A 25,940-nucleotide genomic window follows, 5' to 3' on the forward strand; every position below is an offset into this window, starting at 1 on the left:
CTTACTCCGCAGCTTCACGCACAATCAGTTGGATAGGCGTTGGGTTATAGGCATTACACGGATTATTTAGCTGTGGGCAATTTGAAATCAGCACAATCAAATCCATCTCTGCTTGAATTTCCACATATTTTCCTGCAGCGGAAATACCATCCTCAAATTTCAAATGTCCTTCAGGGGTAACGGGCACATTCATAAAGAAATTAATGTTCGGACCAATATGACGCACATTTAAACCATGCTTTAACGCCACAGGGTGTTTCGCTAAGGCATACATAAAATTATTGCGGCAACTATGCATCGGGTAAGTGTCATGCGCATAACGAACTGTGTTGCTTTCACAAGAACAGGCACCACCGAGTGTGTCATGCCGACCACAGTTATCATCGTGGATGATCGCCATCGGGCGCGCCAAGTTACTGTATAACGTGGTGCCTTTTTCTAAATAAATCTGACGATTCATCGCCAAGGTATCAGTTGCGCTATAGCGTTCTTCTGGGTTTTCAGCACTGATAAATAAAGTATCGACTGCCTGATTGCCTTCTAAATCGACAATGCGGAAGTACTGTCCTTTTTTCACTTCGCACATCCATGCTTCACCCGCAGGGCACACTTCACTTAACACTGTTTTTTCAAAGTTTTGTAATACTGTCATGACTGTTCTCCCGAGTTCTTAGCAAGCATCAGATAATGCGAAATAGCGTGCATTGTTTTGGAATGCACGCTGGTTTTGGGCACATGAATCACGACAAATATCATGCTCATTCAAAGGATTGGCTTTAAACAGAGAAAGCTGAATGTCCGCAGGTTGATAAGTAGGATTTTGGTCTAAAGCATGTTGTGCAGCAGATAAGAACACCAAACAATCCATTTCAAAACGCAGCTCAATCACCTGATCAGTATTGTCAGCAGTCACATAAGAGAGTTCGCCCGCATCATTCGGAGCAACTTTAGAAAATAAATTCAGGGTGGCACTTAAGTCGGTTTGTCCTAGAGAACTCTTCGCCATTTCCACCAATAATCCATCGACGCCACTTTGATACATGGCATTACGTGCAGCTTGAAAGTTTTGCTGACCATATTGCGCTATGATCTGTTCAGCACGACTTGCACCACATAGCACATCATTCCAACCATGTTCATCCGTGACAATTGAAGCCATGACACGCCCAAGATCTGAATACAGCACATGACCCGAACTTAAATAGGCGGTATGTTGCCCTTTCAAACTGTCTGGCATGTTAAAGCGTTCTAGTTTATCGGCAGCATTGACACAAAATAGCGAAACATTGGCATGTTTAGAGAGTGCTTTAAAACGAAGAATTGCACCTTTTTGAATACGTCCCGACCAGTGATGCCCTCCCGGCAAGACTTCAGTCCATAGTGTCTGGTTATTGTGATATTGCTGTAAGCCCATTGCTGTTACCTCTTCGGTGGATTCGCATGACCTCCCGGGCTTTTATCCCTCCGTGTAGTTCTTTCGAACCGTGAACTCTCGGTCTCAGACATACGCGTGCGTATCGGAACCCTAGATCACATTTTTCATAGTCATGATTAAGCAAAGGCTGTGCCAATTTAGTATTACGATTTTTATCATTCGTAATACTATTTTTGAGCGAAGATGATGCAAAAATAAAAAAAGGTGCTTTTTTGCACCAGAATTAAAACAATTCACCCTAAAGGCTGTATTAAAATGATTTCTATTAACTCATTTCACAAATATATTGCACGCCATCACGTCCTTGGCGTTTTACTTCATATAAAGCCTGATCTGCCATCTTCAGCCAGTCCGTGGTAGAACCTGCTGCGGCTGCCGAAGAAATTCCAATGCTGATACTCATTCGAAAATCTGGATTACTCGGTAAGCGAAAATGTCGGACTTTATCCAAAATGGTTTGAGACAATTGCATAATTTCCTGTGAACTGCTGTCCATCACAATCACAGCAAACTCATCACCACCAAATCGGGCAGGTATATCTTTACTTTGAATTGATTCTCTTAAGATATTCGACAGTTCAATCAGGACATAATCGCCCATTTCATGTCCATAGGTATCATTAATGTCCTTAAAATGATCCACATCGATTAACATTAAATGAGCCGTACTATTGCCACGTTGCGTCTGTACAAAAGTGCTGGCTAAACGCTGCTCAAACAAACGGCGGTTCGGAATATGCAAACGCGGATCCATTAAAGCAATCCGTTCAAACTGCCGATTTTTCTGGCTCAAATTGGTCGAGAGCTTCCGAGATAAAATACTTAAAGCAATTAAGTACAAAGTCGCCAATGGAATGGTGAGCCACACCGTATGCGGGCTAAAAGTGAGGGTCAATGGCATACCAACCAATAGCCAAACGCCAATCAAGGAGACGGTAAATCCTAAAATTGAAGGCGCTAACAGTTTCCATCCCCCCGCAGCATAACGGTCTGCAATAAATACTGCCAAAATAATAAAAGACGGCATGGGACTTAAGCCCATCACCCCAATCCAAGCCCCACCAAACATCGTATCTACGATCAAACTCGTTTGTTCAGTTTTCACCGGATCGCCAGATCGTTGACTAATTAAATAAGCAAAACTTGGCCAAACAAAAGCATTCACCGCCAATAAAATGAAATAGCTACTTTCATAATGCATATCCCGTAATACAGAAAAAATAGGGAAAAAACACAAAATCGTTCCAAGCTGTCGCATAACGAAAATTCGCTTGAGGAATTTTTTCGTTCGCGTTTGTAATAATTCTTCATCTGGAACGATGTAAGACATATTTAACCTAATGCTAAATGAGAATGGTTTCCTCTAATGTAGCAAATTTTATTCCCTAATTTACCCTTATCATTTAAAAAAGTTGATATTTATCACTTTTTGAAACTTCACATTATTGTTCTAAATTTTAAAGCCAACTGCTGATAATTAATATTCAGCATAAAAGGCTTTCATAAAACACCAAACGCACAAATGTAAATCATTACACTTGTGCGCAGCTCATTAAGATCGAGACATAAAATATTATTTTATTTTTGCGCTTGTTGCGCTTTAAAACGTGATAAGGCAGTCACTGCAATTGCCGAAAGAAGAATACCTGGAGCACTTGCCACCAAAATACCCGTTGTACCTAAACCTAAGGCTAAAATTTTACCCGTCAGTAATGGACCTGTCATTGCACCTAGGCGTCCTAAAGAGATTGCGCTACCTACACCTGTGACCTTACCCGAGCCTGAATAAAAGATTGGGGAAATTCCATAGAGAATGGATTGACCACCTGTAGAGAAAATTCCGCCCAACACCCCTGCTACAATTAATACAGCGACTACTTTACTGGTGAACAGTAAAAATACAGCAATGAATAAACCTGAATAGATAATCACCGCCATCTGCCATAATTTCAGGCGATCTAACAAGTAACCAAAACCCAAGGTTCCAATCACTGCACCCACCTGAAAAACCAACATCACCAGAAATGCTTGCTGCTTTTCTAAGCCTTGTTCCATTAGTAAGTTCGGTAACCAACTAATTAAAATATAGTTCACCATCAAGGTAAAAAAGAAACTAACCCAGAGTGGTAACGTCTGTTTAAATTTTTGCTGCTGAAATAATACTTCAGTCATTGCAGGCACAGATGCTGGTTCAACATTTTCGACCAGCATTGTTTGCTTCGGTTTATCTTTTAAAATAAATGCCATGAATGGAATAAGGGCTAATGGTGTAATTCCACCAATCAAGAACAATGTCTGCCATGGTATATCTTTAAAATAGATCGCCAGCCCTGCAACAAAAATTGCGCCAACAGGTAAGCCGCAATACATCAAACTGTTTAATTTTCCGCGATTGGCTTCCGTTGCTTCATCACCCACCACTGAAATCATGGTCGGCATAGCCGCACCCAAACCCAGCCCTGTGAAAAAGCGCGCGAGATATAAAACTTCTACATTGGGTGCGATTGCGGTAATACTAAAAAACACCCCAAAAATTGCAATAGACAGCATGAGGACTTTCTTTTGCCCTAAATAATCAGCAAAACGCCCACCAAAGAATGCGCCAAACAGCATGCCAAATACACCTAGGCTAAACACATAGCCCATTTGTACTTGATCTAAACCAAAGGTTGCTGCGATTCCTTTTGCTGCAATACCGGGGGCTTGTAGGTCAAAACCTTCAAAAAAAGCCACCCAAAAACACAAAAATACGGTGAGGAATTTCTGCATTTTTCCCGTGTTTGTTTGAGCCATAATTGATCTCCATCAATAGTTTGCAAGTTGGCTAAAACTTGTAGGGCTATTTTGAGAGGTATCACTGGCGAGAAATAGCACGACAATGGTCGGGATTGCTTCAAGGTATACTACATCAAACCTATTAAATAAGACTCTAACTCAATAATGAAATGAAAAAAGAAGACTTCACCAAATTTTATTATTATAAGTTTCAATAATTTATAATTAAGCTAGTTTTAGGCTATTGAACCATTAGAACTAGCTATACTTATCTTTTTTTCTCTAAAATTGGCAATACATTGCATCTCTTTATTTAAATTCTACTTTTATTATTTAAATTCATCGTATAATCGAATAAGTCATCAATTTGAATAACTTAAAGATAATGAGTTTTAACGTTCAAGAAGTTGCACAGCTTTTAAAACAAGCCAAGGAAAATAAAAAGCCTTATGTATTCTTTACGGGTGCTGGTTGCTCAGTGAAAGCAGATGTCCCTTCAGCAACTGGTCTAATTCAAGAGATATGTGAAAAATTTCCAATCCAAGTTAAAAATCTCGATCCTGAGAAAGACAAATACAATTACGGCAAGTATATGTCTGCTTTAGATAAAGATGAGCGCAGAAGATTACTTAAACCACATATTATCGATAATAAAAAAATTAATTGGGCGCATATCGCCCTCGCGTGTCTTATGCAAGGCGGATATATCCAACGTGTTCTAACCTTTAATTTTGACAGCATACTGTCACGTGCTTGTAATCTTCTAGGCTTACATCCCTCTATTTATGATTTTGCAACTGCCAACCCACATCTTTATCATTTGATTAACGATCCGTCTATTGTTCACTTACATGGGCAAGGAACTGGTTTCATCCAACTAAATACAGGCGAAGAAACAGAAAAACATACTGCCAAATTAGGAGAATTTATTGCAGCAACTTTAAACTCTAATCCGAGTTTATTTATTGGTTACAGTGGAAATGCAGATGCATTTTTTCCATTACTAGAAGAAAAATATTCAGAACAGCATCGCCTTATTTGGACAGGTACTAGGGAAACTAGTGATGATCTCGAAGCTGAAAGCGTTAAAAACTTTTTAAAGAAAAATAAAAATATTACGCATTATATTGGAAAAGTTTTTGCAGATGATTTTTTAATTCAGTTAGCAAAAGAACTTGAATGTTTTCCTCCAGAACTTTTTTCAAATCCTTATAGGTTCCTAAACCAACAACTTGAAAATATTCAATCCTACCCATTAGGGGATGGATTAGATATCCTTGCCAATCTAACTGGTTATCTTAAAGAACAAGCTGAAAAACCCTTAAATAAAAGCTTATATACCGCAGTCATCCATAAATATCCAAACAAAGAATCTACTGAGGGACTTGCTGAAAAAGCAATTAATGACATTATGTGGGCATATGACCAACAGGCTCGCTACTTGAAGAGTCAAGAGAAATTTGAGGAAAGCCATATAATTTATGATCAAGCTTTAGAAATATCAGCACGTCATTATGGATGTATACATAATTACGCATTAAGTTTGGCTGTTTATGCAAATATTAAATCTGATCAATCCCTATTTAAAAAAGCATTTAACTTAAATGAAAAAGCTTTTCAACTCCAGCCAAACAATGCAGATAATATTGGTAACTATGCTTTAGCTCTTTCTAATCTAGCTCAAATCAATCAAGATGAACTTCTATTTGAAAAAGCCTTTGAGCAATTTCAAATGACTTTAAAAATACTGCCAGATCATGCAGGTTATCTGAATAATTATGGTGTCGCACTTGCAGATTTAGCTATATTGCAGAACAATGAAAACTTATTTAATAAAGCCATTGAACAATATCAAATGGCTTTAAATGTTCAACCTGATGATGCTGATTATCTGAATAATTATGGTAATTCACTTGCAGGTTCAGCTAGATTAAAGAATGATGAAAGCTTGTTTAATAAAGCTTTTGAGCAATTCCAAAAGTCTTTAAAAGTTCAACCTAACCGTGCTAATTATATTAATAATTATGGTGCCGCACTTACAGGTTTGGCTAAATTAAAAAATGATGAAAACCTATTTAACAATGCTTTTGAGCAATATCAAAGTGCTTTAAAAATACAGCCTAATCATACTTACAATTTGGCATGTTACTACTCGATAAAGAATAATAAAGAACTCTGTAAAGAGAATCTTCTGCATGCGGCGGAGCATAATACCCTCCCGTCAAGTAAACATCTAAATGAAGATTCAGATTTAAACAATGTACGAACAGAACAGTGGTTTATCGAACTTTTAGAACGCTTAAAAGAGCAAGAACAAATGGTAGAAACTGCTTAAATTTAAAAAAACCCGCTCTAAAGCGGGTTTTTTTAAATCAAATCAGCTTAAGCAGATTTCTTAGTTTGTGCATTCTTACGAATTGTAATCATCACCAACTGTATTGCTGCTGGCGTTACACCCGGAATACGACCAGCTTGTGCCAAAGTATCTGGACGCACATCTTTCAATTTTAAAGTAATTTCACGAGATAAACCTGAAACCACATCATAATCAAAGTCGGATGGAATTTTGGTTTCTTCCAAACGCTTCATTTGCGCAACATCTTCATGCTGACGGTTAATATAACCTGCATATTTCACCGCAATTTCAATTTGATCGCCGACTTGCGCAGACACTTCAGAACCTGTGAGTTCTGCAATTTGAGCAAATGAAATATTTGGACGTTTGAGCAAGTCAATCGCAGAACACTCTTTCGATAAATCCGCACCTGTCATTTCGACAAACTTTTTACCCATCGGGTTATTTGGCGCAGCCCAAAGGTGTTGTAAACGACCAGTTTCTTGTTCAACGGCTTCCATTTTTTCACAGTAAGCTGCCCAACGAACGTCATCAACCAAGCCCATTTCACGACCCACTGGCGTTAAACGTTGATCCGCATTGTCTTCACGCAACATCAAGCGATATTCCGCACGCGAAGTAAACATACGGTACGGTTCTTTCGTACCTAGCGTAATCAAGTCATCTACCAACACGCCCATGTACGCTTCATCACGTTTTGGCGTCCATTGTTCTTGATCCCAAGCACGACGCGCAGCATTTAAGCCTGCAAGTAAACCTTGTGCACCCGCTTCTTCATAACCTGTCGTACCATTAATCTGACCTGCAAAATACAGGTTGTTAATCGCTTTGGTTTCTAAAGTAAATTTCAATGCTTGTGGATTGAAGTAATCGTACTCAATAGCATAGCCCGGACGCAAAATATGCGCATTTTCCATACCACGAATCGAACGTACCAATTCAAACTGCACATCAAACGGAAGTGACGTTGAAATACCATTTGGATAAAGTTCATGTGTGTCTAAACCTTCAGGCTCTAAGAACACTTGATGTGAATCTTTATCGGCAAAACGGTGAATTTTATCTTCAATTGATGGGCAGTAACGTGGGCCTACGCCTTCAATGACACCTGTGTACATTGGCGAACGGTCTAAACCACCACGGATAATGTCGTGGGTTTTTTCATTGGTATGGGTAATGTAACAGTTCACTTGTTCTGGGTGCATAGATGCATCACCCATAAATGACATCACAGGCGATGGGAAATCACCGGGTTGTGGTGTCATCACAGAAAAATCAACTGAACGTGCATCAATACGTGGTGGTGTACCTGTTTTTAAACGACCTACAGGAAGTTGTAACTCACGTAAACGGTGAGCAAGCGAAATTGAAGGTGGATCACCAGCACGACCACCGCTTGATTTTTCTAAACCAACGTGGATCACACCACCTAAGAAAGTCCCTGCTGTAAGTACAACGGTTTTCGCATCAAAGCGAATACCCATTTGAGTCACAACACCTTTTACAGTATCGCCTTCAACAATGAGGTCATCTGCTGCTTGTTGGAAAATATCCAAATTGGCTTGGTTTTCTAAAGTGTCACGAATCGCAGCTTTATAACGTACACGGTCAGCCTGTGCACGTGTTGCGCGTACTGCTGCACCCTTACGTGAATTCAGAATACGGAATTGAATACCACCTTTATCGGCAGCCAGTGCCATTGCACCACCCAAAGCATCAATTTCACGAACTAAGTGCGATTTACCAATGCCACCAATGGCTGGGTTACAGCTCATCTGCCCTAAAGTCTCAATGTTATGAGTCAGGAGTAAAGTCTGTCGACCCATACGCGCCGCAGCAAGCGCTGCTTCCGTACCTGCGTGACCGCCACCGATAACAATGACATCGTAAACTTTAGGATAATGCATAGTGGTATAGAGAGAAATAAAAAGAATGACAGAGTATTATATCAAATTTTGCTGAATAAGTTGACCAAACAACTCAATTTTATTTTTAAAACATTTCCTATTGAATGTTGCATATCGCTACATAAACACCATTGAGCTGCCTAATAATTAAGCAATTTACCACAATTTTTCAGCACTATTTACCTGATCTACACTGTTTTATTCTGTCTATTTTTTATCCTATTAGTAGGCACCCTTAGAAATAAAGGAACAAGGTACACATCATGAATAAAAATATTCTACTCTCTGCTGTTCTCTGCGGTTTATGTCTCGCTCCATTTGCTACTCAAGCAAATGATAAAGTTGAAACCACCTACAACGCCCAAAAATACATGCAGGTTTGTAAAGGCAAATCCCAAGGAACTTGGGTTAGTTTTGCTTACCGCGGAATTATTTGGAATGGTACCTGCGAACCACAATTCTTTAGTACTAATAAAGCCGTGAAAGGAAATGAATCCGAATTAATGACAGCATGCCAAACTGATATGGCAACCAAATCTGTCATGATCAATGGGATGGAAGTGAAAGGAAAATGTGCATTAGGTTTCACTGCCCCTTATCCTAAATAAACCGTCAGTTATTCTCAGTTATCCCCCTCAAAGTGGTTGAAGTGTTTCATCTTCGACCACTTTTCTTATGACCATGCATAAGTGATAAACCACTCAAATCATGTGTTCGCAACCAATAAACTATATATAAATAAGATGAGCACTGAATGGTCACGCTTTACGCCCATTTTGACTATAAAATGCACTTGCCATTTTTTAAAATCGAAAAATTCCAACTAGACCCACAATTGCAAATCATTTTTAAATAACCTGGGTGTACAGTAGAAAATTAATTTAAAATATTAAAAAACAAATCGTTATTTTTAAAAATAAACCATAAAGTCAATTTTAAAAACGAGACAACCAGCACGTTAATCGTATTGCATTAAAAAACAATATTCCCCACACAAACATGCAGCTTGTGCATAAATGTCATTTGCAACTTTTATAAATACATTATGATCAAAACGACTGTGTATCGCTTAGGCGAAAGACCCCACACAAAAATAACCACAATCTCAATCAGAAATTCAGGACGAATTTTACTGATTTTAAATTAAATTGATTTAACAATAGGAATAAAGATGGATTCAGGATTGATTACCGTTATTTTACCTCTAGCTTTAGCAATCATTATGATGGGCTTAGGTCTTGAGCTCACACCAAAAGATTTCACGCGTGTTACCAAACAACCTAAAGCAGTTGTGATTGCCTTGTTCACACAACTCATTCTTCTGGTTGGCATCGCATTCTTGCTTTGTAAACTTTTTGCACTTCCGCCATTGCTTGCTGTCGGTGTAATGCTTCTTGCAGCCTCACCTGGTGGCACAACTGCCAATTTATATAGTTACTTATTTAAAGGCGATGTCGCATTAAATATTACCCTTACAGCAATTAACTCTGTGCTTGCAGCAATTACCTTACCTTTAATTGTAAACTTCTCGATTCATCATTTTATTAATGATGGTCAGCAGATCAATTTACAGCTTGGGAAAATCATTCAGGTCTTTAGTATCATTATTGTACCTGTGTGTATTGGTATGACAATTCGTCACTTTGCGCCAAAATTCACTGAAAAAATGCACCGACCTGTTCGCATTTTCTCTGTTGTGTTTTTAATTTTAATTATTGCAGCTGCATTTATTAAAGAAAGAAGCAACATTGCACAATATTTCGCTCAAGTGGGTGGCATTACTATTCTGTTCTGTATGATTAGCTTAACACTTGGTTATGTATTACCTCGACTTATTTCAGTCAGCAACGCGCAAGCACGTGCTTGTGCTTTCGAAATTGGGGTACACAACGGAACACTTGCCGTTACAATCGCTATGACTGTGATTGGAAATAGCACTGTAGCCATGCCTGCTGCTGTTTATTCTTTATTTATGTACTTCATTGCTGCTGGTTTTGGCATGTTGTTAAATAAATTAGAAGGAACACCAAAATCTGTTCAGGATGAAAACCCTGTCGATCTAAAATCTTAAAATAAAAAAAGGATGCTTCGGCATCCTTTTTTACAGTTGTATGAAAGTGTAGCTGTAAGTGCTGCTCTCAGTTACAATGTGCGTTTTAGAAAAGCAAAGTTTGGATTATTCCGTGAAGTGGTTACAAATTCATATTACTGTTGATCAAGCACAAGTCGATTTTACAGAAACCTTATTAAGTTCTTTGGGCGCTGTGAGCGTGACTTTGGACGATGCTGAAAATCAAGACTTACTTGAGCCACTTCCAGGTGAAACACCACTTTGGAACAAAGTCATTGTCACAGGTATTTATGCAGAAGATGAAAATGAAGAAATCGATGTAGCCGCATTAGAGACCTTCATTCGCGCACAAATGCCTGATGCACCTTTGCGTAGTGAGTACTTAGAAGATCAAGTTTGGGAAAGATCTTGGATGGACTATTACGAACCCATTCAAATTAGTGAAAAGTTCTGGATTGTGCCTGAATGGTTAGAGCCACCTGAAGCAGATGCCGTAAATATTAAACTTGATCCAGGTTTAGCATTTGGTACAGGTAACCACGCCAGTACATTCTTATGTTTACAATGGCTGGGCAAAACCGACCTCAAAGACAAAGTCGTGATCGATTACGGATGTGGTTCAGGAATTCTGGGTGTTGCTGCATTATTACTTGGCGCCAAAAAAGTTTATGCAACAGATATTGATCCGCAAGCCATATTGGCGACTCAACAAAATGCTGAGCTAAATGGTGTACTCGACAAAATTTTTGTAGGCTTACCTGATGAGTTTAATGAAACCTTTGGTAGCCAAAAAGCGGATGTATTGGTCGCAAATATTTTGGCAGGACCATTGATGGCACTTGCACCTGAGTTTGCAACTTTAACAAAATATGAGGCAGAGTTCGCACTTGCAGGTGTAATTGAAGAGCAAGTTGCTGATGTTTCTAGCATTTACTCAGAATTTTTTGATATATTAGAAGTTGAAACCCGTGAAGAAAACTGGTGCCGTATTTCAGGCAAACGCCACAAAGTCTAACTATCTAATTTAAAAACTATGAGTGAAAAACAAACCAGCTGTCCTGAGTGTCTAACAATTTATCGAGTCTCTGTGGCTCAACTGACTGTTGCTCAGGGCATGGTTTGTTGCCCAAAGTGTTCAACCACATTTAATGCGTTAACACATTTGATCAATCAACCTTTTGGTCAGCTTTCGACTTATCCTGCTTCGGATGACCATTTTGATTCATCTAATCAAGATGGCGACTTTCGCCCTCAAATGTCCAATATTGCTTTTGAGCATTCTTTGTCGAATCGTCAACAATTACTTGAAATTTTCGATCGAAAAATTGAACACTCCAATATTGACTTAAAAACCTATTTAAACAATCTCAATTATTTTAGTACTGATCCAATTGGAAACTTCCCTGCCCTTAACCTTGCAGAAAAAGATGTAGAGAATAAACCGCGTAGCCCTATGTATTATGTTATGTGGGGCATGATTAATATTGCTCTCATTCTATTACTATTGTTTCAGTTCTTTTGGTTTAATCCACATTACTTAAGAAGTAGCCCTAAATTAGCAGCAAGCTTTAATCAAGTTTGCGCTTTGTTCAAATGTGAAATGCAGCAAAAGAACTACTCTCTCATTAGTGCCACCAAAGTCAAAGCCAAACGTATTGAAAAAAACAAAACACTATTTACAGGTGAATTGATCAATTATTACGATAAGAGTCTTCCTTTACCTGTCCTTAAAGTTATTTTACGTGAACAAGGCGAAGAAACAGCTAACTTCACAATGCAACCCAAAGAATATTTAGCAGACAACTTGGTTGGCATTGAGCGTATCCCTCAAAAAAGACCATTTAAAATCCATTTTGAGCTTCCAGTCGATCGAAAAAGCTTTGATGACTATAGTTTAGAAATCGTTGGACCTTAAAAAAGGTAAAAACTGCAAAAAAAGTAAAAAAAAAGTAAAAAAAATGCAGTTTTCTTGCTCACTTTTTCTAAGACAATGGTATCATACGCGCCACGAAAGCTTTGTGCTGCAAACTCCTCGCTAATTTTCACAACAACTACTAGTTTTGCCAATGCGCTTTATTCCAGATAATGCGTAGGGTATCTATTTTTTGTTTTGATTTTGATCAGTAACAAATATTAAATTATTGTTACGCATGTTTTTTGATCAATGTAGCTAATTTGTGGCAAGCTAAATGTACGAGTTTTAGAACTCCTCGTTTTAGGATCTAAAACGGAGTTCATTTATTTTTTATAGACAATATTAATATACCGCTTTACCCAAGTGGTATCTGATTTTCGGATTAATTCGCATGAATAGCAAATCTCCTATTTTTACTGCACAATCTGATGTTGCTCTACGTATTCACGTAGATCGCGCAGTTCGCCATTACTTTGCTCAATTGCAAGGCGAGCAACCTTCTCAGGTCTATGACATGGTGCTAGCAGAAATGGAGAAACCTCTTTTATCTGTAGTTCTTGAGTATACACGTGGTAACCAAACACGTGCTGCCGAGATTCTTGGACTAAACCGTGGCACTTTACGTAAAAAGTTGAAAGCTCACGGTTTAATGAGTGAATAAATGATAAAATGCTTGCGGCTTCCGCGGGCATTTTTTTTTACCTGCTATTTTAGCTTTTTTGTTTTAATCCTTGATAACTGTGACGAAGATCATGACCATTAAACGCGCATTAATCTCTGTTTCCGATAAAACTGGCATTGTTGAGTTCGCTCAAAACCTTTCTGCTCTAGGGGTAGAAATTTTATCAACTGGCGGTACATATAAGTTGCTTAAAGACAACAATATCGCAGTTGTAGAAGTTTCAGAGCACACAGGTTTCCCAGAAATGATGGATGGTCGTGTAAAAACTTTACATCCAAAAATTCATGGCGGTATTTTAGCTCGTCGTGGTTTAGACGAAGCGGTAATGGCTGAACACAACATCGATGCAATTGACTTGGTGGTTGTTAACCTTTATCCGTTCGCTGCGACAGTTGCTAAACCAAACTGCTCACTTGCAGATGCTATTGAAAACATCGACATCGGCGGTCCTACAATGGTTCGTGCTGCTGCAAAAAACCATGCTTCTGTTGGTATTGTTGTAAATGCAGCAGATTACGCGACTGTAATTGCCGAGCTTAAAGCTGATGGTGCTCTGTCTTACGAAACTCGCTTTGATTTAGCAGTTAAAGCATTTGAACACACTGCCCAATACGACGGTATGATTGCTTCTTACCTTGGCGCTCGCGTAGGTAAAGCAGAAGGCGAAGCGGACAAATTTGCGCGTACCTTCAATACACAATTAAATAAAGCACAAGATTTACGTTACGGTGAAAACCCGCATCAATCTGCTGCTTTCTACATTGATCCTGCTGCAACTGAAGCGTCTGTTTCAACTGCAAAACAGCTTCAAGGTAAAGAACTTTCTTATAACAACATCGCAGATACAGATGCCGCACTTGAATGTGTAAAATCTTTTGCTAAACCAGCGTGCGTAATTGTGAAACATGCTAACCCATGTGGCGTTGCAGTTTCATTAGATGGCATTCAAGCAGCTTATGATCTTGCTTATGCAACTGACCCTGAATCAGCTTTCGGTGGCATTATTGCGTTTAACCGTGAGTTAGATGTTGCAACTGCACAAGCAATTGTTGACCGTCAATTCGTTGAAGTGATCATTGCCCCAAGTATTGCTGAAGGCGTACTTGAAGTAACTGGCGCGAAGAAAAATGTTCGCGTCTTAGTTTGTGGTGAATTACCAGCAATTGATGACCGTGCTCCACAGTTAGACTACAAACGTGTGAATGGTGGTTTATTGGTTCAAGACCAAGACTTGGGCATGATCACGAAAGATGATCTAAAAGTCGTAACTAAGCGTGCCCCTACTGAACAAGAAATTGACGATCTAATTTTTGCATGGAAAGTTGCAAAATATGTGAAGTCGAATGCGATTGTTTATGCGAAAAATCGCCAAACGATTGGTGTAGGCGCAGGTCAAATGAGCCGTGTTAACTCAGCGCGTATTGCTGCGATTAAAGCGGAACATGCCGGCCTAGTAGTTGAAGGTGCTGTCATGGCGTCTGATGCATTCTTCCCATTCCGCGATGGTATTGATAATGCTGCGAAAGCAGGCATTAAATGTATTATCCAACCGGGCGGTTCTATGCGTGATGAAGAAACTATTGCAGCAGCTGATGAAGCTGGTATTGCAATGGTGTTCACAGGTATGCGCCATTTCCGTCACTAATTACGAATTTTGATGGTAATCATCCTGTCATTCGTATTTATTAAAACAGATTTCTAAATCTTGCATAAAGTCTTCAACCTTCCCGTAGAAGACTTTATGTCATTTCGATTCATGGAGTATGAACCGATGAATATTTTAGTTTTGGGTAGTGGTGGTCGTGAACATGCTTTGTCATGGAAAATCGCTCAAGATGAAAAAGTAGCTAAGGTATTTGTTGCGCCTGGTAATGCAGGGACTGCAACTGAAGATAAATGTGAAAACGTTGCCTTAGATATTCAAAATAATCCTGAAGTTATTGAATTTGCTAAAAATAATGCCGTTGATTTAATTGTGGTTGGCCCAGAAGCTCCACTTGTAAATGGTGTAGTTGATGCATGTCGTGAAGCAGGTCTTAAAATTTGGGGCCCTACACAATTCGCTGCGCAATTAGAAGGTTCAAAAGCTTTCGCTAAACACTTCTTAAAGCGTCATAATATTCCAACTGCATTTTACGATGTGTTCACTGAAGTTGATGCGGCTAAAGCTTATGTGACAGAGCACGGCGCTCCTATCGTAATTAAAGCGGACGGTCTTGCTGCGGGTAAAGGCGTTATCGTTGCAATGACAAACGATGAAGCTTTTGCAGCGATTGATGACATGCTCGCTGGCAACAAATTTGGCGATGCAGGTTCTCGTGTTGTTATCGAGCAATTCCTCGCTGGTGAAGAAGCCTCTTTCATTTGTATGATCGATGGCGACAACATCTTACCAATGGCAACTTCACAAGATCACAAGCGTATCTTTGAAGGCGATCAAGGTCCAAATACGGGCGGTATGGGTGCATACTCACCTGCTCCAGTGGTTACCCCTGAAGTATTTGATCGTGTAATGGCTGAAGTTATGCGTCCAACTGTGGAAGGCATGAAAAAAGATGGTCATGTTTACACTGGCTTCTTATATGCAGGCCTCATGATTGATGAACAAGGTCAACCACGTGTGATCGAATTTAACTGTCGTTTTGGTGACCCTGAAACACAACCGATTATGATGCGTTTAAAATCTTCATTGGTCGATTTGGTTGAAGCTGGTATTGCGGGTAATCTCCCAGCAGAAGCTGAATGGGACGAGCGTAAATCGATTGGTATTGTCCTTGCTGCTGAAGGCTATCCTGAAACAGTTCGTAAAGGTGACGTGATCTCTGGTCTTGGTCAATCTCCTGAAAACACCAAAATCTTCCATGCAGGCACAACGATGAGTGCCGACGGTCACATCTTGACTGCAGGTGGTCGTGTTTTATGTGTAACAGCACTTGGCGATACCGTACTTGAAGCACAAGTCAACGCTTTAGAAGTTTGTGGTCAAGTTACATTTAAAGGTATGCAATATCGTACAGATATTGGTTATCGCGCTATTGCACGTGAAAATGCTTAACTCGCATTAACACAGCATCAAAAAAACCCGCTAATTTGGCGGGTTTTTTAATTTTATCATTACCCAAAAAGGTTGTAACTCAAGCAAATGTCATGCTTCATTCAGCCAGTTTATTTCTTTTGTAGCATCTAGTTCCGTGGGTCGCAGTATTGACTGCGAACTTTAACCTTTAATTTTATGCCCCTGTGCTAATACTCCAAACCAATTTTTACAAACACAACTTAAGTGTCGCTTTAGCTTTCTTCTATGTAGCAATTCATCCCTTTATTTACCTGACTTTAGCTTAATGGCACGAACTAGACTTTAGTCTCACATATAACAACCAATTACATAGACTTATCACAAATATTCTAACCATCAATTTAAATAAAGAAAAGATTTAATAAATTCATACTCTTAAAGAATTTAAACACATTCGATTTTCATCAATTATTCATTTTTCGTATGTCTATTGGATAAAATCTTATAAAGATTATTTTTTCAACACAATTAATAGATTATTTATATTTATTTAAAACAATACATTGTTTTTACTATTATTTTATAAAAAAGCAGAACTTTCTTTTGCGACTAAACAGATAAACATTGCATTCTTATTCACTATATTGAATATAGTTTTATTGTTATGATAGCGTATCTTTTTGAGACTTCAGAGCTGCCTCTGCAGTAATGCCTCATGATTTCAATATCATAACGCGATAATCTGGTTCTCTAAATACGAAATTATTTTGGTCTTGTTGGGATGAAGCGTTTTTCTTGCTCCAATTATAGCGAGAAAATGCAAAGTACCAAATTTTTATCAGACAACTTCTTTCATCGTAAGCATCGGACATTTATTTAGCATGTCTTTATAATGTAAAAACGATGAAATCATGTCTGTACTAGGAAATATTCATGAAAAAGCTATTTAGCGTTTTATTGAGTGCATCTGTGTTAACACTCAGTGCCTGCAGCAAACAGGAAGCTCCTGCAACTGAAACAAAAACTGATGCGGCAACAACTACCGAACAAACTGTAGTGATGGCTTCGACTGGTTCTGACGCTGATATTTGGCGTTTCATTGCGACCCTTCCTGAAACAAAACAAGCAGGTATTAAGCTTGAAGTTAAGAACTTTACTGACTACGTGGCAATGAACACTGCTGTAGCCAATAAAGAAATCGACATCAACGCATTCCAATCTTACGCTTACCTTGTTGCCTTCAATGCCAACAATAAAGACAAGATTGCGCCTGTGTCGACGACTTACCTTGAACCAATGGGTATTTACTCAAGCAAAGTGAAAAAGCTTGATGAATTCCAGAATGGCGCAACCATTGCCATTCCTAATGATGGTGCTAACGAATCACGTGCATTATTATTGCTTCAATCTGCTGGTTTAGTAAAATTAAAAGCTGGTTTTGATGATGTAAAAGGTACGCCTGCTGACATCGTTGAAAACAATAAGAAAATTGTCATCAAACCAATCCAAATGGCAACTGCTGTTCGTGTTAAAGACGAAGTAGATGCAATTGTTTTGGGTAACACATTGGCTATGGAAGGTGGATTAAACGTATTGAAAGATGCGATTTTCTACGAACCTGTTGACCAAAGTACGAAGATGAATGTCAACATTTTAGCAGTAGCTGAATCACGTAAAGATGACCCAATCTTGAAAAAAGTAGGCGAGCTTTACCACACCAAAGCTGTAGAACAATATGTTCAACAACATTTCGGTGGTACTAAAATTGATGTAAACAAACCTGTTAGCTATCTTACCGAAAGCAAATAGTAATATAATGCTGTAAACAAAACAGGCAAAGTGACTTTGCCTGTTTTTTCATTTTGTACAGTTCTTGACGCTATGATTGAATTTAAAGACATCTCAAAACACTACGAGCTCAAAGGTCAGACCATACGTGCTCTGGATAACATTAACCTGACTATTCCAGATAGCAGTATTTTCGGCATTATTGGCTATAGTGGTGCAGGTAAAAGTACCTTAATCCGTCTGATTAATTTGCTTGAACGTCCTACGCAAGGTCAGGTCATTATTCGTGACACCGACTTTACAGCATTGGATGCACGTTCATTACGTCAAGAACGTGCAAATATAGGCATGATTTTTCAGCACTTCAATTTACTGCAAACCAAAACAGTTGCAGCCAATATTGAAATGCCATTGAAGCTTTTAGGCTTTTCCAAAACGGAAAGAGAAAAGCGCCTCAATGAACTCCTTGATTTCATTGATCTCAAGCATAAAAAAGATGCCTATCCCGATGAACTTTCAGGTGGTCAAAAGCAACGTGTCGGTATTGCACGCGCGTTGGCAAATCATCCCAAAATCTTACTTTGCGATGAAGCAACGTCAGCTCTTGATCCACAGACCACCAAATCTGTTTTAGCTTTGCTGAAAAAGATCAATCAGGAACAAGGCATTACCATTGTGATGGTCACGCATGAAATGGACGTGATTGAATCGGTTTGTGACTATGTCGCCGTCATGGAACAAGGCAAAGTGATTGAAACAGGTCCTACCCTTGAAATTTTCAGTCAGCCGCAACATCCAACAACCAAAAATTTCATTCAAACTGTTTTACAGCAGCAATTGCCGATCAACATTCTGAAGAATTTAGAGAATCAAAATCAGCACAGTATTTATAGCTTGCAGTTCTTAGGGACTTCAGCGCAAGAAACTGTGGTTCAAGCTGCAATCAAACAATTTGATATTAGTTTGAATATTTTATTTGCCAACATGACTGAAATTGATGGTTCTGTGATTGGGCAAATGTTTGTTCAATTATTGGGTGATCCAAACATCATTCAAGATACCATTGCCTTCTTTGAACAACATGGTGTGAAAGTTGAACAATCTGGAGTCTGCGAATGAGAGATTTAATCGTACAATGGCTGACAGACCTTACAACACCATTTTGGCATAGCTCACTCAGCATTGACCAATTTGTCACTGCCATGCAGGAAACTTTCCACATGGTGTTTTTTGCCATGTTGTTTGGTTCTATTTGGGGCTTTATTCAAGCCATTGCCTTATTAGTGACACGTCCAAATGGTATTTTACCAAATCGAGTGGTGTATCACTTACTCAATCCAATTGTGAATGCCTTACGTTCATTACCCTTTATTATTTTACTGATTGCGGTCATTCCACTGACGAAAGTGCTTGTAGGGACTTCTATTGGTACATGGGCTGCCATTGTTCCCCTCACCATTTATGTTGGCCCATATATTGGTCGTCTGATTGAAACTTCACTGTTAGAAGTGAATGAAGGGATTATTGAATCTGCTCAAGCCATGGGTGCTAGCCCTTGGCAAATCATTTTCAAGTTTATTGTGCCTGAAGCGCGCAGTTCGCTTATTTTAAATTTAACCACTGCAACCATTAGCTTAATTGGTGCGACTGCCATGGCCGGTGCTGTAGGTGCAGGCGGTATTGGTGATCTCGCAATTTCTTATGGTTACCAACGTTTTGATACCAGCGTGGTGATTCTCACCGTAATTGTGCTACTGATCCTAGTTCAGTTAGTACAAAGCTTAGGTGATTGGTTATCCCGCTTAAGATAAAAAAGATCTTTTAAAGCTCCCTAAATGGGAGCTTTTTTCAGGTCTAAAATTTATATAATCAACATAACAACAAACGAATTCAGACTTAATCATGAAAATAAACACGATATTAATAAGCCTCTGTGCACTTTCGACGATTAGCCATGCAAATGCAATTTCTTATAATTATGTCACCAGTGTCAAAGTCAATCAGATTGAATTGAATGCTCCAGTAGCGGCGGATCAAGTCAGCAAATTGGTTAAAGCTGGGAAGACTAAACCCAATAAAATCTATTCAGAATGCACAGGAAATTATGAATACAGTTTAAATCCCACACACAATAAAACCCTAACATTTGAATTTTTTGCAGAAGATAATCCTAAAATTAAAGATCAACAATTTTATCAAGATAAATCTAGTTTCCAACAATTAGGGCAAACTAAAGGTCGTGTCTGGATGACTTGGAACAACAGCAAAGACATGGATGAGCAAATTGTTGTGAACAACATTCAAATCACACCTCAATACACACTAAGCCAATTTCAACATGATTTTAAACAGAGTGCACTCAGCATATCTTCTTCAGGAGAAGCCCAAGTCCTCATATTAGAAAAAAAACATGTCAAAGATTATTTGAATCAGCCTCAAGATTTCAGCCCACCCTATACGGCTTATCTCAATTTTAGGTTTAAGAATGGAAAGTTAAATCAATTCGCAATTCAACAAGCCCTCGCCTGCTAAATTCCATCTCATCATTCAAAACATTGCTTCGAGTCCCTAATAAAATATGAGGACGATGTTAATGATTGAAAAATTTAAACACCAACTAAGCGTATCAAGCTATTAAATCTTAACCAATTCATTTCAATTAAACTCAGATTCAGCGCATAGCGTGCTAAACTAATGAGTGGTTTTTGCAGGAACTCATTTATGCACTTTGTTCATCTTGGTATTCATACCGAATTTTCTATTACTGAATCTATCGTTCGGATACCTGATCTAATAAAAGCTGCCGTAAATGATGAAATGCCCGCTTTGGCATTGACGGATTTGTCGAACCTGCACGCCGCTGTGAAATTCTATGGTGCTTGCTTATCCAAAGGCATTAAACCAATTTTAGGTTCAGTGATTCGCCTGAATGATGCTGAACATCGTGTGACCTTATTGGCCATGACCAATCAAGGTTGGCGTGGGCTCACTGAAATTGTATCTCGTGGTTTTATTGAAGGTCAGCAACTTGATATCCCTTGCGTACAAAAAGACTGGGTTCTAGAACAACATCAAGACATTATTGCCTTATTGGGTATCAACAGTGATGTCGGCAAAATGCTCTGCTCATCCAATCCGCAAAAAGCTGAACCCTTACTCGAACAATGGATCGAAAAATTTGGCAACCGTGTTTATTTAGCACTCACCCGAACTGATCGTCCCTTTGAAGAAGATTACCTTGTAGAAGCCGTTAAGCTGGCAAAAAAATATAATATTGGTGTAGTCGCACACAATGATGTGCACTTTATTACCCGTGAAGACTTTGAAGCACACGAAGCCCGTGTCTGTATTGCCGATGGTTATGTCCTAGGCGACAATCGTCGCCCAAAACCTTATAGTTCTGAGCAATATTTTAAAACCGCAGCTGAAATGACCGAGCTGTTTTCTGACCTACCGACTGCCATTGAAAATAGCTTCCACATTGCTCGACGTTGTAATGTCACCCTACAATTGGGCAAATACTTCCTACCTGACTATCCAATTCCTGAAGGTCATACCATTGATACCTTCTTTGAACATTTATCCAAAGAAGGTTTAGAAGAACGCCTCAATCACTTATACCCAGTGGAACAACGCGGCGATGATTGGGCTGAAATCCGTAAACCTTATGATGACCGTATTACTTACGAAATTAACATCATTAACTCAATGGGGTTCCCGGGCTACTTCTTGATTGTCATGGACTTCATTCAGTGGTCAAAAAGTAATGGCGTACCCGTAGGCCCTGGTCGTGGTTCAGGTGCAGGCTCTTTAGTCGCCTATAGTTTAAAAATTACCGACCTAGACCCACTGCGTTATGACCTGCTTTTTGAACGCTTCTTAAACCCAGAACGTGTTTCCATGCCCGACTTTGACGTCGACTTCTGTATTGCTGGGCGAGATAAAGTCATTGACTACGTGGCACGTAACTATGGACGTGATGCGGTTTCTCAGATTGCCACCTTCGGAACCATGGCAGCAAAAGGTGCCATTCGTGATGTGGCACGTGTCTTGGGTAAATCTTATGGTTTAGCAGATCGTATTTCCAAAATGATTCCAACCAAACCTTTGGGTTTGTCTTTAGAAGAATCGATTGAAGCTGAACCGCAACTGAAAGATATTGTCACCAACCCTTCAAATCCAGACAATGACGATGCCGCTGAAATCTGGGAAATGGCACTCAAGTTAGAAGGCATTACCCGTAATACCGGTAAGCATGCGGGCGGTGTTGTTATTGCCCCGACTAAAATCACCGACTTCTCTGCGGTACTTTGTGACGCGGATGGTACAGGTCGTGTTGCACAATACGATAAAGACGATGTAGAAGCCGCAGGACTGGTTAAGTTCGACTTCTTGGGTTTGCGTAACTTAACCGTTATTGAAGATGCCGTGCAAAATATTAACAAGCACTATCCTTCTGCAATCCCACTGGATATTGCCAATATTCCTTTAGACGACAAAGATGCCTACTTGGTCTTTGCCGATGCCAATACCACCGCGGTATTCCAGTTTGAATCCGTCGGCATGAAAAAAATGCTCAAAGAAGCTCGTCCGAGCAAATTTGAGGAAATTATTGCCTTCGTATCGTTATACCGCCCAGGTCCAATGGATCTGATTCCAGACTTTATTCACCGTATGCACGGCGGCGAGTTCGAATACTTACATCCTTTACTTGAAGGTGTACTTGAACCGACGTACGGCATTATGGTCTATCAAGAACAGGTGATGCAGGCAGCACAATACTGTGCAGGCTATACCCTTGGTGGCGCAGACTTACTCCGCCGAGCCATGGGTAAAAAGAAACCCGAAGAAATGGTAAAACAGCGCCAGATCTTTATTGAAGGTGCTGCACAAAAAGACATTGATGAAGCCACAGCCAACCATATCTTCGACTACATGGAAAAGTTCGCAGGTTATGGTTTTAACAAATCCCACGCCGCTGCCTATGCTTTGGTTGCCTATCAAACCGCTTGGTTAAAAGCACATTACCCTGCCGAATTCTTGTCTGCGGTACTGTCTTCGGAAATGCAGAACACCGACAACGTGGTCTTCTTGATTGATGACTGTCGTAATAATGGTTTGGACGTTTTACCTCCCTCTGTAAATATGTCGCTGTATCATTTCCATGCGACTGATGAACAAACCATTGTGTATGGTTTAGGCGCGATTAAAGGTGTCGGTGAACAGGCGATGCAGTCTGTTATTGACTCCCGCTTACAGAATGGTCCTTATAAAGACCTGTTTGATTTTTGCCATCGTATTGATTTAAAGAAAATCAATAAACGTACCCTTGAGGCGCTGATTCGTGCAGGTGCTTTGGATTGTCTTGGTATTGAACGCTCAAGCTTAATGGCACAATTGCCCGAAGCCGTGCAAGCCGCAGATCAAGCACGTAGCAACCGTGAAACAGGTATTATGGATTTATTTGGCGAAGTTGAAGAAGTTCAACGTAAGCCTGCCAAACCTGTGAAACCTTGGTCAGATGAAGTCCGACTCAAAGGTGAAAAAGACACGCTGGGTTTATATTTAACAGGGCACCCGATTGATGTCTATCGTCCTGAATTAAAATCCTTTGTTCCTGCAAAAATTAATGAATTAACACCTACACGTCGTGGTGTCACTACGGTATTTGCAGGCTTAGTGGTCGATGTTGCTAACTTCCCGAACCGTGTCATGATTACTTTAGATGATGGCACATCACGGATTGAAGTGTCTGCCAATCACGAACGTTTCCAACGCTTTAAAGATATTATTGTCAATGAACGTGTGGTGGTGATTGAAGGCGAAATTTATGAGCGTGAAGGATATGATCGTCCAATGGGACGTTTAACCAAAGCCTTTAGCCTGAATGAAATTCGTCAAAAACGTGCCAATAGCATTCAAGTTAAGTTACATGCTGATCATCTAAGTAAAACACTCACTCAAGATTTACAAAAAATCTTATTGCCCTATTGCAATGTCGATCTGTGCAATCATATTCCGATGTTGCTGCAACTCGATTATGCCTATGCTTCTGCAGAACTACATTTTGGCATGCAATGGAAAGTTGCACCTTTAGATGAGCTTTTAAGTAAATTGCGCGATTATTTTGGTAAAGAAGCCATCTATGTTGAATATCAGGTGAAATCTAAAGCTGCCAAAGCCGTCAATTACGAGCAAGCCAAACCTGCACAAGTCCCTCCTCCACCTGCCAATTTAAGCATGGATGAGGCAATGGATTTATATCAAGCTGACGTTAATCAATATTCATAACGATTAACTAAATTCAGTGATTTAACAAAATTGGAAATGCGATGAATCAATTCGACAATACTGCGGTTGCAGCACATCTTTCTCATGTCCGTATTGTCATGGTGAATACAACCTTGCCTGCCAATATTGGGAGTGCATTGCGGGCTATGAAAACCATGGGACTCAGCCAATTGGTCTTGGTTGCCCCGAAAACCTATCCACATCCAGACATTGAAGCACTGGCGGCTGGCGCAGTCGATCTAATTCCACAAATTAAAATTGTAGAAACTTTAGAACAAGCCATTCAAGACTGTCATATTGTATTTGGTACCAGTGCACGCAGCCGAACTATTCCTTGGCCATTACTGGATGCGCGCCCTGCAGCAGAAATGTCACTTGAAGCGGTGGTCACGCAACAACAAAATATTGCCGTGATCTTTGGTCGTGAAGACCGCGGTTTGACCAATGAAGAACTGGCATTGGCCAACTATCATGTCACTATTCCAGTCAATATCGATTATGGCGTATTGAATGTAGCTCAAGCCATCCAAATCATTTGTTATGAAATGCGCATGGCTGCATTGGCACGAATTGAACAAACCCAAGACCCAGAAGCCACCATGCCAGTTACGGATACTACGCAAATGCATTGGGATGAGCCATTGGTCACGCATGACCAAATGCAGCAGTTCTACCCACATTTAGAGAAAATGCTTGAAGATATTGAATTTTTAGATCCAAATAATCCAAGATTACTGCCTTTACGCTTGCGTCGACTATTTGGGCGTATACAATTAGATAAAATGGAATACCATTTACTTCGCGGTATTTTTAGTCGCGTACAAGCCTTAAATAAAGGCACTTGGAAACCATCTACACCTAAGACCAAAGACAAAGAGGATTCGTCTAATGCTTAAACAGCTAAAAGAGGATATACAAGCTGTCTTCGCGCGCGATCCAGCAGCACGAAACACTTTAGAAGTTTTAACCACTTATCCTGGCATTCATGCCTTAATCATGCACCGTATGGCACATGAATTGTGGAAAAAAGACTGTAAAGGCTCAGCTCGACTACTATCGTCATTTAGCCGTTTTGCAACAGGTATTGAAATTCATCCAGGTGCAAAAATTGGTCGTCGTTTTTTTATCGACCATGGCATGGGTGTGGTGATTGGTGAAACTGCCGAGATTGGTGATGATGTCACACTCTATCATGGTGTCACGCTAGGCGGTACGACTTGGAATAAAGGCAAACGCCATCCCACGCTGGAAGACGGGGTGATTATTGGTGCTGGTGCAAAAATTTTAGGGCCATTTACCGTAGGTAAAGGTGCAAAAGTTGGGTCAAATGCCGTAGTGACCAAAGCCGTACCTGCGGGTACGACTGCGGTAGGCAACCCTGCACGCTACATCAGTAAAGACCTACCAAAAGATCAAGATGAGGCACGTCGTCGTGATTATGCAGAAAGTATTGGATTCCAAGCTTATGCTGCAACGCAAGACCAATCAGACCCAATGCTTGAAGGGATGCGTATTTTACTCGATCGTATTCAAAATAATGAAAAACGTATGAATACGCTTTGCCAACGTTTATCTCTGCTTGATCCAACATTTAAAAAGCAGCAATTGAATGAACAACCGTACAGTGAAGAAGAATTGAAAATTATTGAGGATGTGCGACGCGAATGTGAAGCACAAAGTAGTCAATCGAAGCCTTAACAACAT

The 25,940-nt window shown here is 39.7% G+C and carries 20 protein-coding genes and 1 riboswitch; of the genes, 15 read left to right on the forward strand and 5 right to left on the reverse strand.

Features of this window, described 5'->3' with window-relative positions; all coding sequences use genetic code 11:
• Position 1: 1 nt before the first annotated feature.
• From E0H87_RS11505 to mhpT, 4 genes are all read right to left on the reverse strand, one after another.
• A complete protein-coding gene (locus E0H87_RS11505) occupies positions 2 to 652 on the reverse strand; it encodes an urea amidolyase associated protein UAAP2 (protein WP_131323734.1) in 651 nt (216 codons plus the stop codon).
• 18 nt (positions 653 to 670) lie between these two features.
• A complete protein-coding gene (locus tag E0H87_RS11510) occupies positions 671 to 1,414 on the reverse strand; it encodes an urea amidolyase associated protein UAAP1 (protein ID WP_131323735.1) in 744 nt (247 codons plus the stop codon).
• 29 nt (positions 1,415 to 1,443) lie between these two features.
• Positions 1,444 to 1,540, reverse strand: a riboswitch (guanidine-I (ykkC/yxkD leader).
• 160 nt (positions 1,541 to 1,700) lie between these two features.
• Positions 1,701 to 2,765: a diguanylate cyclase gene (locus tag E0H87_RS11515; RefSeq protein WP_131323736.1), complete on the reverse strand. Its 1,065-nt coding sequence runs from the start codon at positions 2,763 to 2,765 to the stop codon at positions 1,701 to 1,703.
• A gap of 248 nt (positions 2,766 to 3,013) precedes the next feature.
• Positions 3,014 to 4,228, reverse strand: a complete 1,215-nt coding sequence (gene mhpT / locus E0H87_RS11520; protein WP_131323737.1) for a 3-(3-hydroxy-phenyl)propionate transporter MhpT — start codon at positions 4,226 to 4,228, stop codon at positions 3,014 to 3,016.
• A 367-nt stretch (positions 4,229 to 4,595) separates the two neighbouring features.
• On the opposite strand from mhpT, the gene E0H87_RS11525 reads away from it, so the two are divergent.
• Positions 4,596 to 6,545: a TPR end-of-group domain-containing protein gene (locus tag E0H87_RS11525; protein WP_131323738.1), complete on the forward strand. Its 1,950-nt coding sequence runs from the start codon at positions 4,596 to 4,598 to the stop codon at positions 6,543 to 6,545.
• 47 nt (positions 6,546 to 6,592) lie between these two features.
• Here the strand turns inward: E0H87_RS11525 and mnmG are convergent, their stop codons facing one another.
• Positions 6,593 to 8,473, reverse strand: a complete 1,881-nt coding sequence (mnmG, locus tag E0H87_RS11530; protein WP_131323739.1) for a tRNA uridine-5-carboxymethylaminomethyl(34) synthesis enzyme MnmG — start codon at positions 8,471 to 8,473, stop codon at positions 6,593 to 6,595.
• 263 nt (positions 8,474 to 8,736) lie between these two features.
• Here mnmG and E0H87_RS11535 point away from each other — a divergent pair, with 263 nt between their 5' ends.
• The 14 genes from E0H87_RS11535 to cysE all read left to right on the forward strand — a co-directional run bounded on the left by E0H87_RS11535 (position 8,737) and on the right by cysE (position 25,934).
• Positions 8,737 to 9,081, forward strand: coding sequence for a hypothetical protein (locus tag E0H87_RS11535; RefSeq protein WP_131323740.1), 345 nt, complete (start codon positions 8,737 to 8,739; stop codon positions 9,079 to 9,081).
• 563 nt (positions 9,082 to 9,644) lie between these two features.
• Entirely contained in the window at positions 9,645 to 10,544 is a 900-nt protein-coding gene (locus tag E0H87_RS11540) for a bile acid:sodium symporter family protein (protein WP_131323741.1), read from the forward strand.
• Between the two features lie 112 nt (positions 10,545 to 10,656).
• The gene (gene prmA, locus E0H87_RS11545) at positions 10,657 to 11,559 is read left to right on the forward strand and encodes a 50S ribosomal protein L11 methyltransferase (protein ID WP_131323742.1); all 903 of its coding nucleotides are present in this window, start codon (positions 10,657 to 10,659) and stop codon (positions 11,557 to 11,559) included.
• An 18-nt stretch (positions 11,560 to 11,577) separates the two neighbouring features.
• Entirely contained in the window at positions 11,578 to 12,459 is an 882-nt protein-coding gene (locus tag E0H87_RS11550) for a DUF3426 domain-containing protein (protein WP_131323743.1), read from the forward strand.
• A gap of 391 nt (positions 12,460 to 12,850) precedes the next feature.
• Positions 12,851 to 13,120 carry a DNA-binding transcriptional regulator Fis gene (gene fis, locus E0H87_RS11555; protein ID WP_001086304.1) on the forward strand — a complete coding sequence of 90 codons (270 nt, stop codon included), beginning with the start codon at positions 12,851 to 12,853 and terminating at the stop codon, positions 13,118 to 13,120.
• Between the two features lie 91 nt (positions 13,121 to 13,211).
• The gene (purH, locus tag E0H87_RS11560) at positions 13,212 to 14,786 is read left to right on the forward strand and encodes a bifunctional phosphoribosylaminoimidazolecarboxamide formyltransferase/IMP cyclohydrolase (RefSeq protein ID WP_131323744.1); all 1,575 of its coding nucleotides are present in this window, start codon (positions 13,212 to 13,214) and stop codon (positions 14,784 to 14,786) included.
• A gap of 126 nt (positions 14,787 to 14,912) precedes the next feature.
• Positions 14,913 to 16,196, forward strand: coding sequence for a phosphoribosylamine--glycine ligase (purD, locus tag E0H87_RS11565; protein WP_131323745.1), 1,284 nt, complete (start codon positions 14,913 to 14,915; stop codon positions 16,194 to 16,196).
• Between the two features lie 894 nt (positions 16,197 to 17,090).
• Entirely contained in the window at positions 17,091 to 17,966 is an 876-nt protein-coding gene (locus E0H87_RS11570) for a MetQ/NlpA family ABC transporter substrate-binding protein (RefSeq protein WP_131323746.1), read from the forward strand.
• Positions 17,967 to 18,038: 72 nt separating this feature from the next.
• Positions 18,039 to 19,064, forward strand: a complete 1,026-nt coding sequence (locus tag E0H87_RS11575; RefSeq protein WP_131323747.1) for a methionine ABC transporter ATP-binding protein — start codon at positions 18,039 to 18,041, stop codon at positions 19,062 to 19,064.
• The gene (locus tag E0H87_RS11580) at positions 19,061 to 19,756 is read left to right on the forward strand and encodes a methionine ABC transporter permease (protein WP_131323748.1); all 696 of its coding nucleotides are present in this window, start codon (positions 19,061 to 19,063) and stop codon (positions 19,754 to 19,756) included. The genes E0H87_RS11575 and E0H87_RS11580 overlap by 4 nt, the downstream gene beginning before the upstream one ends.
• A 91-nt stretch (positions 19,757 to 19,847) precedes the next feature.
• Positions 19,848 to 20,477, forward strand: coding sequence for a hypothetical protein (locus E0H87_RS11585; protein WP_131323749.1), 630 nt, complete (start codon positions 19,848 to 19,850; stop codon positions 20,475 to 20,477).
• A gap of 189 nt (positions 20,478 to 20,666) precedes the next feature.
• Complete coding sequence (gene dnaE, locus E0H87_RS11590) at positions 20,667 to 24,236, forward strand: DNA polymerase III subunit alpha (protein ID WP_131323750.1); 3,570 nt, start codon at positions 20,667 to 20,669, stop codon at positions 24,234 to 24,236.
• 41 nt (positions 24,237 to 24,277) lie between these two features.
• The gene (locus E0H87_RS11595; RefSeq protein WP_131323751.1) at positions 24,278 to 25,132 is read left to right on the forward strand and encodes an RNA methyltransferase; all 855 of its coding nucleotides are present in this window, start codon (positions 24,278 to 24,280) and stop codon (positions 25,130 to 25,132) included.
• Complete coding sequence (gene cysE, locus E0H87_RS11600; RefSeq protein WP_131323752.1) at positions 25,125 to 25,934, forward strand: serine O-acetyltransferase; 810 nt, start codon at positions 25,125 to 25,127, stop codon at positions 25,932 to 25,934. The genes E0H87_RS11595 and cysE overlap by 8 nt, the downstream gene beginning before the upstream one ends.
• Positions 25,935 to 25,940: the final 6 nt, after the last annotated feature.

Origin of the sequence: Acinetobacter sp. ANC 4178 (assembly GCF_004331175.1) — a bacterium.
Lineage (GTDB): Bacteria > Pseudomonadota > Gammaproteobacteria > Pseudomonadales > Moraxellaceae > Acinetobacter.